At 34.6% G+C, this 17,884-nt stretch carries 12 protein-coding genes; 5 read left to right on the top strand and 7 right to left on the bottom strand.

Features of this window, described 5'->3' with window-relative positions; all coding sequences use genetic code 11:
• Positions 1 to 133: 133 nt before the first annotated feature.
• Entirely contained in the window at positions 134 to 1,612 is a 1,479-nt protein-coding gene (gene proS / locus ACODSB_RS16245; protein ID WP_488937808.1) for a proline--tRNA ligase, read from the bottom strand.
• A 101-nt stretch (positions 1,613 to 1,713) separates the two neighbouring features.
• Here proS and ACODSB_RS16240 point away from each other — a divergent pair, with 101 nt between their 5' ends.
• The 5 genes from ACODSB_RS16240 (at position 1,714) to ACODSB_RS16220 (ending at position 7,321) form a co-directional block, all read left to right on the top strand.
• The gene (locus ACODSB_RS16240; RefSeq protein WP_488937807.1) at positions 1,714 to 2,730 is read left to right on the top strand and encodes a hypothetical protein; all 1,017 of its coding nucleotides are present in this window, start codon (positions 1,714 to 1,716) and stop codon (positions 2,728 to 2,730) included.
• Between the two features lie 50 nt (positions 2,731 to 2,780).
• Positions 2,781 to 4,310 carry an OmpP1/FadL family transporter gene (locus ACODSB_RS16235; protein WP_488937806.1) on the top strand — a complete coding sequence of 510 codons (1,530 nt, stop codon included), beginning with the start codon at positions 2,781 to 2,783 and terminating at the stop codon, positions 4,308 to 4,310.
• A gap of 163 nt (positions 4,311 to 4,473) precedes the next feature.
• Positions 4,474 to 5,784, top strand: a complete 1,311-nt coding sequence (rimO, locus tag ACODSB_RS16230) for a 30S ribosomal protein S12 methylthiotransferase RimO (RefSeq protein ID WP_053473847.1) — start codon at positions 4,474 to 4,476, stop codon at positions 5,782 to 5,784.
• A 43-nt stretch (positions 5,785 to 5,827) separates the two neighbouring features.
• On the top strand, positions 5,828 to 6,382 hold the full coding sequence (locus ACODSB_RS16225; protein WP_053473846.1) for a hypothetical protein: 555 nt from the start codon (positions 5,828 to 5,830) through the stop codon (positions 6,380 to 6,382).
• A gap of 33 nt (positions 6,383 to 6,415) precedes the next feature.
• Positions 6,416 to 7,321 carry an N-acetylmuramoyl-L-alanine amidase gene (locus ACODSB_RS16220; RefSeq protein ID WP_053473845.1) on the top strand — a complete coding sequence of 302 codons (906 nt, stop codon included), beginning with the start codon at positions 6,416 to 6,418 and terminating at the stop codon, positions 7,319 to 7,321.
• 419 nt (positions 7,322 to 7,740) lie between these two features.
• On the opposite strand, the gene ACODSB_RS16215 is transcribed toward ACODSB_RS16220, so the two are convergent.
• From ACODSB_RS16215 to ACODSB_RS16190, 6 genes are all read right to left on the bottom strand, one after another.
• Positions 7,741 to 8,832, bottom strand: a complete 1,092-nt coding sequence (locus ACODSB_RS16215) for an outer membrane beta-barrel protein (RefSeq protein ID WP_488937805.1) — start codon at positions 8,830 to 8,832, stop codon at positions 7,741 to 7,743.
• A 596-nt stretch (positions 8,833 to 9,428) separates the two neighbouring features.
• Complete coding sequence (locus tag ACODSB_RS16210; protein WP_488937804.1) at positions 9,429 to 10,394, bottom strand: glycoside hydrolase family 5 protein; 966 nt, start codon at positions 10,392 to 10,394, stop codon at positions 9,429 to 9,431.
• Positions 10,395 to 10,405: 11 nt separating this feature from the next.
• Positions 10,406 to 11,638, bottom strand: coding sequence for a glycoside hydrolase family 27 protein (locus ACODSB_RS16205; RefSeq protein ID WP_488937803.1), 1,233 nt, complete (start codon positions 11,636 to 11,638; stop codon positions 10,406 to 10,408).
• Positions 11,639 to 11,728: 90 nt separating this feature from the next.
• Positions 11,729 to 12,787 (bottom strand): hypothetical protein, encoded by a 1,059-nt coding sequence (locus ACODSB_RS16200; protein WP_256635747.1) that lies wholly within the window; start codon positions 12,785 to 12,787, stop codon positions 11,729 to 11,731.
• A gap of 17 nt (positions 12,788 to 12,804) precedes the next feature.
• On the bottom strand, positions 12,805 to 14,403 hold the full coding sequence (locus ACODSB_RS16195) for a RagB/SusD family nutrient uptake outer membrane protein (protein ID WP_256635748.1): 1,599 nt from the start codon (positions 14,401 to 14,403) through the stop codon (positions 12,805 to 12,807).
• Between the two features lie 12 nt (positions 14,404 to 14,415).
• Complete coding sequence (locus tag ACODSB_RS16190; protein ID WP_488937802.1) at positions 14,416 to 17,613, bottom strand: SusC/RagA family TonB-linked outer membrane protein; 3,198 nt, start codon at positions 17,611 to 17,613, stop codon at positions 14,416 to 14,418.
• Positions 17,614 to 17,884 lie beyond the last annotated feature (271 nt).

The raw sequence follows: 17,884 nt of genomic DNA, 5'->3' as shown, positions 1-17,884 counted from the left end.
GAACCCCCCTTACCAGGATGAAAACCTGGCGTCCTAACCGATAGACGAACGGACCGTGTTTCTCTAATGCGGATGCAAAAATACAACTATTTTTAAGATGTACAATACCTGATGTAAAAAAAATTAAAAATTTTTAATAAGCCTTAGCAAAAAGCACTCTTTTTGAAGAAGGATTCCCAGTAAAAACACAGGTTCCCGCCTCTTCTACAGCATCTAAAGGGATGCATCGAATCGTTGCTTTTGTCAAGTCTTTTATTTTTTCTTCAGTTGCTGCAGTTCCATCCCAATGAGCCGAAACAAAGCCGCCTTTACCTTCTAAAATTTCTTTAAATTCCTCAAAATTATTCACTTCCGTAATATGCGTATTACGATAGTCTAATGCTTTATTAAATAAATCGGTTTGAATTTGCTCTAACAAGTCATTAATATAATTTACGATTCCGTCTCCAGAAACAACTTCTTTTGTCAATGTATCGCGTCTTGCCACCTCAAAAGTTCCGTTTTCAAGATCTTTTGGACCAACAGCAATTCTAACAGGAACACCTTTTAATTCCCATTCAGCAAATTTGAATCCTGGTTTTTGCGTCGTTCTGTCATCATATTTAACCGAAATTTTAAGTTTTCTCAATTTCGCAGTCAATTCATTAACCGCTGCCGTAATTTCAGCCAGCTGTTCATCTGTTTTATGAATCGGAACAATCACAACTTGTATTGGAGCTAAGTTTGGAGGAAGCACTAATCCCTGATCATCAGAATGTGTCATTACTAAAGCTCCCATCAAACGGGTAGAAACTCCCCAAGAAGTTCCCCAAACATATTCTTGTTTTCCTTCTGAGTTAGCAAATTTTACATCAAAAGCTTTTGCAAAGTTCTGACCTAAAAAGTGAGAAGTTCCAGCCTGTAATGCTTTTCCGTCCTGCATTAATGCCTCAATACAATAGGTTTCATCTGCACCGGCAAAACGTTCTGTTTCAGTTTTAAAACCTTTTATTACCGGAATCGCCATGAAGTTTTCTGCAAAATCAGCATATACATTCATCATTTTTTCAGATTCTTCTATCGCTTCTGCTTTTGTAGCATGAGCCGTATGCCCTTCCTGCCATAAAAATTCGGCAGTTCTTAAAAACAAACGCGTACGCATTTCCCAACGAACCACATTTGCCCATTGGTTAATTAATAAAGGTAAATCTCTATAAGACTGAACCCATCCTTTATATGTAGACCAGATAATTGCCTCACTCGTAGGACGAACAATAAGTTCTTCTTCTAATTTAGCATTAGGATCAACTATTAATTTCCCTGGTTTATCCGGATCATTCTTTAATCTATAGTGTGTTACAACAGCACACTCTTTTGCAAATCCTTCTGCATTCTTCTCCTCAGCTTCAAACATGCTTTTAGGAACAAATAAAGGAAAGTAAGCATTTTGATGTCCTGTTTCTTTAAACATTCTATCTAACTCTGCCTGCATTTTTTCCCAAATTGCATATCCGTATGGTTTAATTACCATACACCCTCTAACTCCTGAATTTTCAGCTAAATCTGCTTTGACAACCAGCTCATTATACCATTTAGAATAATCTTCTGATCGCGTAGTAAGGTTCTTACTCATATTATATAGTTTGGCACAAATTTTGTTTTAATAATTTTAACTAAATAGTTTGACAAAACTAACTATTTTTGTAATGTGCAACAATAAAAAACACCACAGATATGAAAACTTATATTACTCTCCGCCAAAACTCAAGTTCTTTTTACTTAATTGGATTACTGAGTTTTCTAGCAGTATCCTGTGGTTCTTACCAAAACACTTCATATAATGATAATGATGGAGTATATGGTAATTCTACCAACAGATATGCTCAAACAAATACCACAAACACAAACAACCAATATAAAGACTACTTCAAGTCACTGCAAGATGATAACCAGCCTACTGAAATTTTTACAGATGTAGACAATTATGGTAATTATTCTGAAAGCGACAGCACACAAACAGCTGCTGTAGCTTCTTACCCGGCTTGGGGAAGCAGTAATTCAGATGTTTCAGTAAACGTTTACTCTGACCCAACATGGTCATTCGGATTCGGATGGGGATACCCTTATTACGGATACGGATGGGGATATGGCGGTTATTGGGGCGGCTACTGGGGATATCCTGGTTACGCTTGGGGATACCCTGGATATTGGGGACCTGGATGGGGCTATCCTGGATACTGGGGAGGCGGTTACTACGGTAACTACTCTTACAGCTACGGAAGAAGAGGATCTGCAGCTTACTACGGAGGCAGAAACTACGCTTCAAACAGAAGTTATGCTACAAACAGAAACTTTGTAAACAGCAGAAACTTTGTAAACAGCAGAAACTATACTAACAGAGGAAGCTATACAACAAACAGAAACTACACTAACAGATCTAACGGTTATTCTGATTACAGAAGAAGCTCTGCTGTAAACGGAAGAACTTACAATTCTGGCAGTCCAACATTTACAAACAGAAGAAGTTATTCTCAAGGTCAAAGTAACAGCTACGATTATTCTAACAGAAGATCTGGCACAACTACTAACACAAGAAGTTACAGCAATGGTAACAACGGAAGCACTTCGAGAACCTACTCTCCTAGCCCATCACGCTCAATGAACAGTGGCGGTGGCGGAAGCATGAGATCATCTGGCGGCGGTGGCGGTGGCGGAAGATCATACGGCGGAGGCGGAGGTGGAAGAAGGTAACATTTTCCTTCTTTTCCACATCTAGTTTATATATTTAAAAATCTACCCAAATGAAAAAAATATTATTCCTTTTAATTACAGGACTAACTGTCAGCGTCTCACATTCTCAGGATGTTTCTGATGCTTTGCGATATTCACAAGATAACATAACCGGAACTGCAAGATTTAGAGCAATGAGTGGCGCATTCGGAGCTGTGGGCGGTGATTTATCTGCTACAACAGTGAATCCGGCGGGATCTGCAATTTTCAACAACAATCAAGTTGGAATTACATTGAGCAATCAAAACATTAATAATGGCTCGAAATATTTTAACGATGGGGAAACCCAAGACAAAGACAATTCTTTCATACTAAATCAGGCTGGAGGAGTTTTTGTTTTCAAAGACAGAAACCCTAACAATAAAGGATGGAATAAAATTGCAATTGGAGCCAGCTATGAAAACACAAATAATTTTAACAACAATAGTTTCTCTGCGGGAAGAAACCCTAATAATTCTATAGCAAATTATTTCTTAGCTTATGCAAATGGAGATCCATTAAAAAATAATGGTATTGAATTAGGAGCAATAAGAAACATTGCTTATGCGGATCAAACTTACAGACAACAACAAGCTTATTTTGGTTATGAGGGCTTTATAATAAATCCAGTTGCTAATAATGACAGTAACACACAATACACCTCTAATGTACCAACTGGACAAACTTATTATCAGGAAAACAATATTTACGAAAGAGGCTACAACAGCAAAGTAAGCTTCAATATTGCAACATCATATAATGATCGTATTTATCTGGGAGCAAACTTAAATGTACATGTAACAGATTACAGAAGATCAAGTAGTTTTTATGAGTTCAACAATGCTCCACTTACCGGAACACCAACTATTTCTGATGTAACATTCAATAATGAATTATATACTTACGGTAACGGATTCTCTTTTCAACTAGGAGCGATTGCTAAGGTTACTGAAGCATTTAGACTTGGATTAGCATACGAATCAAATACATGGTATGAATTGTATGATGAATTATCTCAAAGCGTTTATACTACTACAGAAGCTACAGGCGGGATACAGAATTTTTATGATGTAAATCCAAACATTATAAACGTTTACGAGCCTTACACTTTACAAACTCCGGGAAAATTTACTTTTAGTGCAGCTTACATATTTGGTAAATCAGGTTTAATTAGTGTAGATTACTCCATTAAAGATTATAGTAATGCAAAATTCAAACCAACAAATGATCCAGAATTTAGAGGTATAAATACCGAGGTAAGCGATCAATTAACCACTAATGGAGAATTAAGAGTTGGAGCCGAATTTAAAATAAAACAGTTAAGCCTTAGAGGAGGATATCGTTTTGAAGGAAGCCCTTATAAAAACGGAACTACAGTTGGAGACCTGAACAGTTTTTCTGCAGGTTTAGGCTATAACTTTGGATCGACTAAATTAGACTTGGCTTATGCTTATGCAGAAAGAAAATCTAATCAAGGATTTTTTTCTAAAGGGTTTACTGACGGAGCAAACATTACCTCAACATTGAATAATGTTTCTTTGACTTTATTATTTGAATTGTAATTAAAATTAAATAGATGAATGGAAATTTCCGTCAGGTTTTTACTTGGCGGATTTTTTTTTCCATAAAATATCAAAAAGGCTTTCATAAAAAACACCTAAAAGAAACCGAAACAAGCGGTGTTTGAATAAAAAAGTGTAATTTTGCACTCCAATTTATAAAAGTATGAGAACCAAGTCTTTAAAAAAGAACAAAATTAACGTAATCACTCTTGGGTGTTCAAAAAATGTATATGATAGTGAAGTACTTATGGGTCAGCTTCGTGCAAACGGAAAAGAAGTAACTCATGAGGCAACTAAGGATGAAGGAAACATTATTGTAATTAACACTTGCGGTTTTATTGACAATGCGAAAGCGGAATCAGTAAACATGATTTTGGAATATGCAGACAAAAAAGACAAAGGATTAGTTGATAAAGTTTTTGTAACCGGATGTTTATCTGAACGTTACAGACCTGATTTAGAAAAAGAAATCCCAAATGTTGATCAATATTTTGGTACTACTGAATTACCTCAATTATTGAAAGCTTTAGGAGCTGATTATAAACATGAATTATTAGGAGAAAGATTAACGACTACTCCTAAAAACTATGCTTACCTAAAAATCGCCGAAGGCTGTGACAGACCTTGCAGTTTTTGTGCAATTCCGTTAATGCGTGGTTCTCACGTTTCGCAGCCAATTGAAAAATTAGTTAAGGAAGCACAAGGTTTAGCTAAAAATGGCGTTAAAGAATTAATACTAATTGCTCAGGATTTAACGTATTACGGTTTAGATCTTTATAAAAAGAGAAATCTGGCAGAATTGTTAGAAGCTCTGGCAGCTGTTGAAGGAATTGAGTGGATTCGTCTGCATTATGCTTATCCTACTGGTTTCCCAATGGATGTTTTGGAATTAATGAAGCGCGAACCTAAGATTTGTAATTATATTGATATTCCATTGCAGCATATTTCAGATTCAATTTTGAAATCAATGCGTCGCGGTACAACTCAGGCTAAAACAACACAATTATTAAAAGATTTTCGTGCTGCTGTTCCCGGAATGGCAATTAGAACGACTTTAATTGTTGGATATCCTGGTGAAACGCAGGAAGATTTCGAAATCTTAAAAGATTTTGTTCAGGAAATGAAGTTTGACAGAATGGGCTGTTTTGCTTATTCTCATGAAGAAAATACGCATGCTTATTTATTAGAGGATAATGTTCCGGATGATGTAAAACAAGCAAGAGCGAATGAAATCATGGAATTACAATCGCAGATTTCATGGGATTTGAATCAGGAAAAAGTTGGACAAGTTTTTAGATGTATTATTGACAGAAAAGAAGGCGCGCATTTTGTGGGCAGAACGGAGTTTGACAGTCCGGATGTTGATAACGAAGTTTTAATAGATGCATCTAAACATTACGTAAAAACAGGCGAATTTGTTAATATCAAGATAATTGAAGCAACAGAATTTGATTTATACGGAGAACCTGCTTAAATTTACCGTAAAACTAGTGCTAACCTTAGACAAAAACAACTTTATGAAAGCTACTCAAAACTTAATTCTATTAGTTTTTACATTATTCTGTTTCAATTTTGCTTCGGCTCAATACGGAAACGGATATGGTAATGGTTACGGCAATGGCTATGGTGGTGGCGGTTACGGAAGAGGCGGCGGAATGGGCATGGACAGAAGCATGATGGGAGGTCCGCAAGGCAATACCAGTAAACCTAAAGAAATACCTGTTGAGGAAACTGCCGGTAAGATCGTTGAACAAATGAAACCTGTTGTAAATCTTGATGAACTCCAGGTAATTGCAATTACAAATGTTTTTTCTGAAAGTTTGAGAGAACAAGGAATTCTTATAAAAAATGAAAGCAGCAGCCAGGACGAGAAAATGGAGCAGTTAAAAGCTCTAAAAGAAAGCATGGACAAAAAAATAACTGCTTTTTTAAATCCTGATCAAATTGAGAAGTACAAAAACTTTATGGCTGACTTTAAAGAAATTAAAAAGTCAAAATCAAAAAAGAAAAAAGATAAAGATTCAAAAGATAATAAGGAAGAAGAAAAACCAGCTGAAAAAGTTCAGGAATAATTGTTCTAATTCTATTATAAAATGTAACCAACCATGGCAAAAAAACATTTTTGTTATTTGTTTTTAGCAATTATCATTACTTCTTGCTCAACAAATCCGTATAAGCATACTGAAAAAGCTTATGACCAGCAATTAAAGACTTTAGAGAATCAAATTACAAGCAAAGAAGCACAAACAATTCCTCCGGTAAGTCCGTTGATTATTGACACTACTTATGCTTCGCAATTGGGTATTATAAAAGATACATTGTCTAAAACAGGGTCAACTGCCTTATTAAACGGAATTAGTACAGAATGGATTGGAACGGTAAATTTCAACTTAAGAAAACCAAGTTTTGTTATCATTCATCATACTGCTCAGGATTCTGTTCAGCAGACTATAAACACTTTTACTAAAACCAAAACTCAGGTTAGCGCTCATTATGTGATTTCTGAGAATGGAAAAGTGGTTCAAATGCTGAACGATTATTTAAGAGCTTGGCATGCGGGAGCATCAACCTGGGGAAAAAATACTGATTTAAATTCTTCTTCTATAGGAATTGAATTAGACAATAATGGTTTCAAACCTTTTACAGAGGCTCAAATCAACAGTTTAGTAGCTTTATTAACAAAACTTAAAAAGGATTACAATATTCCGACTCAAAACTTTTTAGGTCATGCTGATATTGCTCCGGGAAGAAAACAAGATCCTAGTGCTTTATTTCCGTGGAAAACATTAGCGGAAAAAGGTTTTGGAATCTGGCCGGATGAAGTTCTCGAAGAAGCGCCGTTCGATTTTAAAATCGAACCTGCCTTGAGAATTATTGGTTATAACACTAAGAATCTTTCTGCAGCCATTCAGGCTTTTAAATTGCACTATATCCAAACAGATGCAACTGCAACGCTTGACCGCAAAACAATTGATACAATATATTCTATATACAAAAAACAACTGCAATAAATAGTTGTTTTTAAAAGACATAAAAAGCGCATTTCTACAGGTTTAGAAATGCGCTTTTTTTATGCTGGTAATTTAAGTTTTGCCACAGATTAAAAGGATTAAAAAGATTTTTTACTCTTTGGGTTGATGTTTTTTTTGCCACGAATTTCACGAATTTTCACTAATTATTTGTTGTGTAAACTGTATGCAAGAAATGAATTTCAAGGTTTCTGTTAAGAAATTTCATTAACGATACTTTGTGTAATGATATAAAAAAATTAAGCAAAATTTAATTCGTGAAAATTCGTGAAATTCGTGGCAGAAAAAAAATCCTTTTAATCCTTTTAATCTGTGGCAAATAAAATCTAATAAAAAAGCTGCCAAAACATTAGTATGTTTCGACAGCTCCAAAAAAAAAAAAAAAATATCAATCTTTATCTCTAGAAAGAGTATGTTGTAGCAAGTAAGGCGAAGAATGATCCTCCTGTTGGAGCAGCATCGTTGTCTAAGAAAATATCTTCAGAAGCAGCATCGTATCTTAACTCAGGAATTATTGTTAGTTTTCCAACTTTATAGTTTAATGAAACTGTGTTTGCAAATACATTAGATCCAGTTAATGTTCCTAAACTTGGAGCAGCATCTTTTGCATCAAAATATTCAACTCTGTATGCTAAAAGCAAAGATGGGCTGAATGAATAATTTGCATATCCCACTAATGAGAACCACTCTCCATCTAAAGTACTATCGAAATCATGTTTCGTTTTAGCGTAAGTTGCATTAAATCCAAGTCCGAAACTATCGCTTATTGTTTTAGAAGCAGTCAAATCGAACTGAGTTTTATTCTCGTTTGATACCGGAATTGTACTTCCAGGAATTGGATTTGTACTTCCAGATGTAAAGTTTAAATAAGCACTTCCTGTATCACCCACAAAACCTACTTGTCCGATATATGTTTTTTGAGTAGAACCAGCATCCATTGCCGATTTAAAATCTGTTGGGTTAGTTATACCAAACATAGCAGTGAATTTACCAGCTGTATATTGTGCTTTAACCCCAGTATTAAAAAATGGTCCATAAGAGAAAGCATAAGACATACTGTAGTTTTTATTGTCTACGGCATCTAACACTTCATAACCTATGTGTGTACCAAAACTACCGGCAACAACTTTAAATTCTTCAGTAATTTGGTAAGTGAAATATAATTGTTTAATTAAAAATTTAGCGTTTATATCTTTATCTGTTGTTTCATTGTATGAGAACTCTCCTGCTCTTTTTCCGAAACCTAAGTCTACAAAAACAGAAGCTTTTCCGAAAGTATGACTTGCTTCAATCGAAGCCATTCCTAATTCAAACGAATCCTGAGAGTTGGTAAAGCTCGTTAATCCGTTCATTTGTTTAGAAAAATCATATTTATAGTAAGCGTCCGCAGACCCTCCCCATGTAGTTGCTGGTGAAGTTGCTTTTTCATCCTCTTGTGCAAAAGCAAAAGAACTCGTTAAAGTGGCAGCTAAAATGTAAAATACTTTTTTCATGTGTTAATTGGTTTTTAGTTATTAATTTGATTTTGGTTAGTTAATCGTTTATATATCTATTTAATAGTATAAGTCATTTTTTAAAACCTTGAATCTCCCCCTAAAACCTCTTCATTTTCATTAGCGAATTTATTAACTTTTGTATGAGTAGAACAATTGGAAAGTACTTTTTTGGCTTTTATAGCGAAGAATTATGGATTACAAAAATTAAACTGCCAATAATCGTTATTTGACATTTATAGCGTTTTGTTTTTGAAAATTCAACAACACATTTTTCATGTTTTAAACCAAAAAACAAGGGTTAAACTAAATTAATACACTAAAAAAAGAGTTAAAATCATCTTAAAAATACTTTTAAAAAGTATTACCCCATATTTTTTTAGGGGTACATTTAAAAATAAAACATAAAACTAAAAATAAAGACATTAATCTTCCAAAAACCAACAACATCAAAGCTTATTGAAAAATTCCTACAAAAATAAATCACTAAAAACAACTATTGAAGATGTAATTCAAGGCTCAAAAAATGGTTCATAAAACAAAAAAAGCCTGTCCAAATTTGAACAGGCTTCCTTGATTATATAAAAGAGTTTTTTTTATTCTTGAGTATTATATTTTCTTAAAAATTCACGAACCTTAATTCCGGATTCTTTTAAATCTTCATCTTTCCACTTTCCATCAGATTTTGCCGTTTTTTGTAAAATGGAACAAGTTTCATCTTTATCTGAAACTGACCATGTTATCCAGCTTAACTTTTTTGATTCCATCCAGTCAATATATTCCTGCCATGCTTTTAGATTTAAAGGTCCGTCGCCAGAAGCTTCCATCCCGGCAGATTCAGAGATAAAAATAGGAGTTCCTCTTTTTAGCGCCTGATCCGTACGATCTCTTAATTCTTTGCCATGCGTAGCGGCATAAAAGTGCATGGTATACATTATATTATTGTATCCTAAAATTGGATCTTCTGCCGGAAGGTCAACATCCTGATCCCAATGCGGCGATCCTACCAATATAATATTGTTTGGATCATTTTCTCTAATTACCTGTATTACTTCTTCGGCATAGGTTTTTACTTCCCACCAGGTTTCATAATCGGGTTCGTTAAATATCTCATATATTATATTAGGATATTTAGAGTACTTTTGAGACATTTCTGCAAAAAATGCTTTTGCTTCTTTTAAATTAACATTATGACTGTGCCAATCGATAATTACATAGATATCAGATTTTATGGCTCCGTTTATTACGGCTTCTATTTTTTCTTTTGAAAACTGAGGATCATTCATATAAGAGTAATCTCCGAGTTCGATTCCCATCGCGGCGCGTACGACATTACAGTTGAAATCTTTTTTGAGCCAGCTTACGGCTTTTTCGTTGTAAAATCTTGGCCACATACTATGCCATCCAAAACTTAATCCCCGCAAAACAATGGGTTCATTGTTTTTATCTACTAATTGAGTTCCCTGAAGGCTTAATTGTCCATGTTTTTTCACAAATTGTGCTTGTGCTAAGCAGCATACTAATAAGAATAAAATTGTAGTTAATTTTTTAAACCTCATCATAAATTTAAATTTTAAAGAGACAATTTTAATGTTATGCAATCATGTGAAGCTAATTCTGCTGTAAAATTCTTTTTCGTATTTCCTGAATCTTTATTTGTCCAAAGATTCTTTAATTTGAATGTAGTTTTATTAAAATCAGCTTCATAGCCGAAATCTACATCTTTTATTGCATTCTTTTTCCAATCAAAATTAATTTTTTTAGAAACCTCGCTTCTGTTTAAAAAAGTAACTACCCAATTTCCGTCTGATAAAGGTTTAACCCAAACTTCTAAACCATCTTCTGCTGAATGTTTGAAACCCTGAATTCCTAATTTATCCTGATTTACGGCGATTAATTCTTTATTGGTTAAAATCGCCAGCGTTTCTTTAGACATTTTTCTATAATCGTTTCCTGTAAATAATGGCGACGAAAGCATACACCACATAGCAAAATGCGATTTATCTTCGGTATCGTTCATTTCGTTTCCAACTTCCATCATATCAAAATCATTCCAATGATCAGGGCCGGAATATTTACGAATGTCTTTTCGCATTTCGGCGATTTTCATAAATCCCCAGGATGACCAATTTTCAGGATGTTTGAATTCGCAGTCAAAACAAGGATAAATATCTCCCGAAATTCTCCAAAGATTTCCAACAGGTTTTCCCCACTCCCACGGCTGATTATCGCCCCATTCGCAAAGACTGAAAACAATTGGTCTTCCAGCCGTTTTTAATGCGTTGCTCATTGTTGTATATGCTTCTGGCGCAGTAATTCCTTTTGTATTACACCAATCGTATTTTAAAAAGTCAATTCCAAGTTTGGCATAAAAACGAGCATCTTGATATTCATAACCGCGAGTTCCCGGATATCCGGCGCAAGTTTGCGTTCCGGCACAATTGTACAAACCAAATTTTAAACCTTTGCTGTGTACATAATCAATCAGCGCTTTCATTCCGTTAGGGAATTTAACTGGATCTGGAACTAAATCTCCATTTGCATCACGTTCTCTCGTCATCCAGCCGTCATCTAATACAATATAATTGTAACCCGCTGCAGCTAATCCGGAGGAAACCATTATATCTGCTGTTTCTTTTACTAGTTTTTCGTCAATATTAGTAGCAAAAGTATTCCACGAATTCCATCCCATTGGAGGTGTCATGGCTAAACCTTCAAATTTCCCTGCTGCCTGTGTATGTTTATTTCCCTGGCTGAAGCCGAAAATTGAAGCACATAAAGCTAATCCTAAAATAATTTTCTTCATTTTATAAAATTTAAAAAGACATTATAAAAAGATATTCCCTAACTTTTCAATTAGGGAATATCTTAAACTAACTCAAAAAAGCAATTTTATTTATTTTAATACGAATCCTATATCATCAAATAATACCGTATTTCCGCCATCATTATTTGATTCCTGGAATGTAAGCATAGTAAGACTGGTAGGATTTCCTAAATCGCTAAAAGGAATTTCAAGATAAACCCATGTACTTGTAACAGGTAAAACATAATTTACACCGCCATTTACACTAAAATTAACACGTCCGGTTTTTGTTCCTTTTATAGCAATACGCAATGCTTTATATGGAGTTAAATCGACATTGAAACCCCAGTTTCCTCCATCCCATTGACCAAATTCCCACTGCCATGATTTTTCGCCCTGATAAGAATCTTTGTCATAAGCAAAATTAACGCCTTTTCCTGCCCACGGGCCTCCCCATTGCATTCCATATAACATATCATCATACAAGGCTGTTCCTATCGCTTCTTTTGATACGGCTGCTCCGGATATATTAGCTACAGAAAGATATCTGTGATTTGCATTTGCCGGGATTTTTACCACTATCTGCTCTAAAGTTGAAGATACTACGGTAACCGGAACTGCAGGTTGCGTTGCTGTTTCTGCCAAAGTAACTACAGGATTTAAGAAATATTTACCTTTAATAATTACCTGATCTCCTTCTGCACAATTGATAGAATTAAAACCGCTAAATGTAGGTACCGGAGGCGCAACTGTCAAATTATAGACAACAGTTCCTCTATCTGTAACAACTTTTAACTGATTTGAAGCATTCGCGTAAGGCGTATCTTCATCTACCAATATAATGATATCCGTATCTGTTACAAATGTTGGTCTGAAATAAGTATCGAAGTCATTAAAGTATACTTTTTTTGTGGTAAGCAATCCTTTTCCGTGAATTACATAATAGTTTTTTGGATCTACTAATGTTACCGGAGTTAAGGGTTTCAGGGTTCCATCTGCATTATATCCAGAAGGCATAACAGATTCTATTACAGGCGCACCAGTAGAAGCCTCAGCGCTGCTGTCATCACTTGAGCATGAAGTAAAAAGCATTAAAGATAACATCCATGCCATGCATGCTGCTAACGAAACAATTTTTATATTTTTCATATTTTTATTTTTAAAAATTATTTAAAAGTATACGGTGCTACTTCTGTTAATTTTGGATTTTTAATTAAATCATCTGCCGGATAAGGCAGTAAAAGATTTGTTGCCGAAATTGTAATGTGTTTTGGCGTTTCTTTATCTCCTCTGTTTTGAGCTTCTAAAATTGCTTTTGCTTTTGCAAATGGCAAACGTCCTAAATCAAAATAATAATCTCCTTCGCAAGCTAATTCTGCACGTCTTTCTTTAAAGATATCATCAAATGAAATAGAAGCTTTTATTGGCAGACCCGCTCTTTTACGAACTGCATTAAATGATTTTAAGGCTGCAGGATCAGAAGTGCTTCCGGTTTGCGAACCTAAAATAGCCTCGGCATGAATCAATAATAATTCAGCATAACGCATCATATAACTATTCATACTGCTTTCTCCATTAAATGGTGCGTTGAATGGTCCTGTTATTGGTAAATTTTCTTTTCCGATTACATATTTTTTCAAACCAGCTCCAGAATTCTGAGCTTCGTTTTCTTCTTCAAAAGTATATCCTAAAAGTTTTGGAGAATCTACTGCAAGTGTTTGTGCATACGTTAAGTTTGGATAATAATCTCCAGGAAGCATGAATGTTTCCGCTCTTCTTTTATCGCCCGGCTCATAAACATTATGAATTAAATCCTGAGACGGTGCAATTTGTCCTGAATAGGAAGTTTCAACCAATCTGTTCTCCGGAGCAAATAATGTGTTTGAAAAGTTTCCTTCAAAGTACGTTCCTGCACCAGTCCATTGCCATGAAAAGATAGACTCTTCATTATTATTGTTTTTTTGAAGCCATAAGTCAGCAAAAGATTTAGTTGGAAGTTCATCTCCGCCTAATAATTTAAATTCTCCGCTGTTGATTACTTCCTGAGCCAAAGCTCTTGCCAATTCATATTTCTTTTGATATAAATATACTTTTGCCAATAGTGCTTTTGCAGAACCGCTTGAAACGTGTGCATTTGAAGCATAATCAGAACCTCTGTTTTTAGATCTTAAGTTAGCAATTGCAAATTTCAAATCGTTCTCTATAAAAGTGTAAACGTCTGCTACAGGATTACTTGGAATCACAAAATTCTTAGAATAATCAGCATTGTTTTCAATAATAGGCACATTCCCCCATAATCTCACCAAAAAGAAATATGAAAAAGCTCTGATAAAGTGCATTTCACCTAAAGCATTGTTTAATGCCTCACTGCTTACATCCGGGCCAACACTTTGAGGCAGTAAACCTATATAGGTGTTACAATTTGCAACAGCTCCAAAACAAGATCTCCATGAATCTCCAATAAAAGACTGTGAATTAGTAAAACTCAAGTCTGTAAATTTACCAAACTCATTATAAGGCCCCGCATACATATTACCAGATATAACATCTGTAATACCATAAAAGCCTTCCTTGTTCATATTAAACCAAACAATTCCGTAAAGTCCATTACTTGCATTGTCCAGCTTTACATCAGAATCGTAATAGTTTCCTATTGTTGGCACTCCTTCTGCAGGCACATCTAAAAAGTCCTGAGAGCAAGAAGAAGATATTAACATCAGTAGTGTCAAAGCTACGGCACCACCTCTTTTTATTATATTTTTCATATTAATTTCGTATTAAAATTCAACATTAAAACCAAAAGATATTTGTCTAGGCACAGGATAACGACCATTATCAACACCAGATAATAATGCATCCTGATTATAAGAACCAACTTCAGGATCGTATCCTTTATATTTGGTAAAAGTGTATAAGTTTTGTCCAGAAGCGTAAACTCTTAATCTTGTTAATTTTATTTTTGAGATGATGTCAGAAGGAAGTGAATATCCTAAAGTTACATTCTGAATTCTTAAGTAAGAACCGTCTTCGATAATTCTTGACGAAACCGCATTGTTGATATCATTATAAGCAGAAGGTCTAGGCAGTGAAGCATCTAAATTATCTGCAGAATAAAAATCAGCAGCATCAGTTAAATAATTAGTTCCTAAATTACTATTCAAAGTACCAGACATACGAGTTAAATTCATCAGTTTGTTTCCGGCAGTTCCCTGAAGGAAAATAGACAAATCAACATTTTTGTATTTAAAGTTGTTTGTAAATCCGTAAGTGAATTTTGGATTTGGATTTCCAATTGTAACTAAATCTTTAGTATCAATAATACCATCATTGTTTTGATCTTTATAAATAACATCTCCTTTTACAAAGTTTGGCAATAATGAATTTGTTCCGTTTTTTAATACAACTCTTGTTCCTCCAGCAGTTTCGTGACCGTAAGTCAATAAATCCTCGTCTGTTCTGTAAATTCCTGTTGCTTGATAACCTATAAATGAACCAATTGGTAAACCTTCCTGAGTTCTTGATACTGTTACCGTATTATAAGCCAATGTTCCCATTGTTTTTACAATGTTTAAGCCCGCCATATTCGTAACTTCATTTTCATATTTTGTAAAGTTTGCACTTGCATTCCATGAAAAGTTTGGCGTGAATTGCTGTGTATAATTAAGTGTAACCTCAATACCTTTATTTTTCATACTTCCAAGGTTAAAAGATGGAGGATTTACACCACCTTCATAATCACCGCCTCCAGAAAGGAAGTTTGGCAAAGGAACCTGATACAAGAAATCTTTAGAAACCTTTTGATACACATCGATCGTTGCAGAAAGTTTAGAGTCAAACATTGTAAAATCTAATCCTAAGTTGGTCTGTTCCTGAGTTTCCCACTTCAAATCTTTATTAGCTGTATTTGATGGCAGGTAAGAAGTTCCCATTGTACTATTAATTAAATGCAGGTTAGAATCATATAAATTATTACCAATCTGGTTATTACCAGTTTGTCCCCAGCCCACTCTTAGCTTAATATTATCAACATACTTTCTGGTACTTTCCATAAAATCCTCATGAGAAAGTTTCCATGAACCGCTCGCAGAACTAAAAACACCCCATTTATTTCCTACGAAAAATTTAGAAGATCCATCTGTTCTAACTGCTCCGGTAACACTGTATTTATCACCAAAATCATAAACCACCCTTCCTAAATAAGAAGCCAAAGTCTGAGTTCCTGAGTAAACTCCGCTTGTAACCGCTTTTGATAAATCAGAAGCCGCTAATGATTTATCGTTATTATCTTTATAACCATAACCTGTTATTGTATATCCTTCCCAGTGCGCTCTGTTTGACTCTTGAACCGCAAGAATCGTAAAATTATGTCTGCCAATAGTGTTTCTGTAAGTAAGCATGTTTTTTAAGTTCCATGAATTACCCGTAGAAGGATTGTGATATAAATTAGCAAAACTTTTTACAGCATTCCCCAAAGAATACATTGGATCAAATCTTTCTCCTAAATTGTCATATATATAACCACCTGCTTCAAAACGATAATCCAAACCTTTTACGATATCAACCTGAGTATAGAAATTTCCTGAGTAGTTTTTTCTAACCAAAGTATTTGATCCTAATAAAGAAGTCGCAACCGGATTAACAAATGATGTTGCTCCACCAGCAGGCGGGCCGGCAAAAGCTCCCGAAAGTTCTCTAACCGCAACATCCGGAGTTGCTAATAATGAAGTCGCCACAACTCCGTTAAACTGTCCGTTTAGCGTTAATTTTTCATCAGTAATTGCACCGCTAACATTAACTCCAACTTTTATAAATGAATTTACTTTAGCATCAATGTTTGCTCTAAAATTGTATCTTTTAAATCCTGACTCTATTACAATACCTTCCTGATTTAAAACACCTCCTGATATATAGTAATTAACCCCTTCTTTACCACCTGAAAAAGAAAGCTGATTTGAACTCATAAATCCTGTTTCATAAATAGCGTCCTGCCAGTCAGTACCTTTTCCTAAAAGTTCAGGATGAGCAAATTCTGGTCTGTAAGAAGTTGGATCATAAACTGAAGATAAAGCATTTTGATGCGCCGCATATTGCTGCAAATTCATTGAATGAAGTTTCTTTGGCAGGTTACTTATAGTATAAGAATTCTCGAAAGATAATTTACCAGTACCTTTTTTACCCGATTTTGTAGTTACAATTACAACACCATTAGCACCACGAGAACCGTAAATAGCAGTTGCCGAAGCATCTTTTAAAATATCAATAGATTCAATATCACTTGGATTAATTAGCGCTAAAGGGCTTTGCGTGATATTACCATTATTAGAAAAGTTAGAATTTCCCTGAGCATTTCTTCCAGAAGTTGATGAGTTTCTTGCATCTCCCGAAATTGGCACACCATCAATTACATACAAAGGTTCGTTTGTTCCTGTTAAAGATGAAACCCCTCTAATTCTTACCGAAACGTTACTTCCCGGCTCACCAGAGTTACTATTTACAACAACCCCCGCTGCTTTACCCTGCATCATTTGATCAAACGAAGCAACTTTTAGGTTTTCAATATCTTTTGAACTAATACTGGAAATTGCACTGTTTACATCTTTTCTTTTTTGTGTACCATAACCAATTACAACGACATCTTTTAAGTCTTCAGCACTTGATTTTAAAATTACATTGATTGTTTTTTTACCATCAACTGAAACTCTTTGCGTATTAAATCCAATAAAAGAATAGATTAAAGTTCCATTTGCAGGAACATCAATAGAATATTTTCCGTCAAAATCAGTTGAAGTTGTTGTCTTTGATCCTGCTATCGAAATATTGGCACCAGGAATCGATAAACCTTTTTCATCAGATACCGTTCCCGATACTTTACTCTGAGCAGCAATATAATTACTTGTCAGCAACAAAAATAAAATCAGAGGAACCGCTCTGTGGTTAGCGTTCCAATGAATAAAGTTAGTCATTAGTTTTTTCATAATAAGTGTTTGGTTAGTTTAAATTTGTTCAATTCATAATTCAGCAGTAAGGGTAACTTTTACTTCGAAATTATTTAACAAATCTATAACAGATGAGATTATCAAATCGATAGTATTACATCATTTAATGATAATATTTTTACTATATCTCCTTAAAAAAACACATAATAAAATAAAACTATATAAATATTGAATTATTCGCAATGAAGCTACCCTTAACAACCATAATCTATAAAGAAAAGTTAACGAAATCGTAAAAATCAAACGTTTT

It is taken from the genome of Flavobacterium sp. FG68, from assembly GCF_057808895.1.
This window is presented reverse-complemented; position numbering and strand designations above follow the sequence as displayed.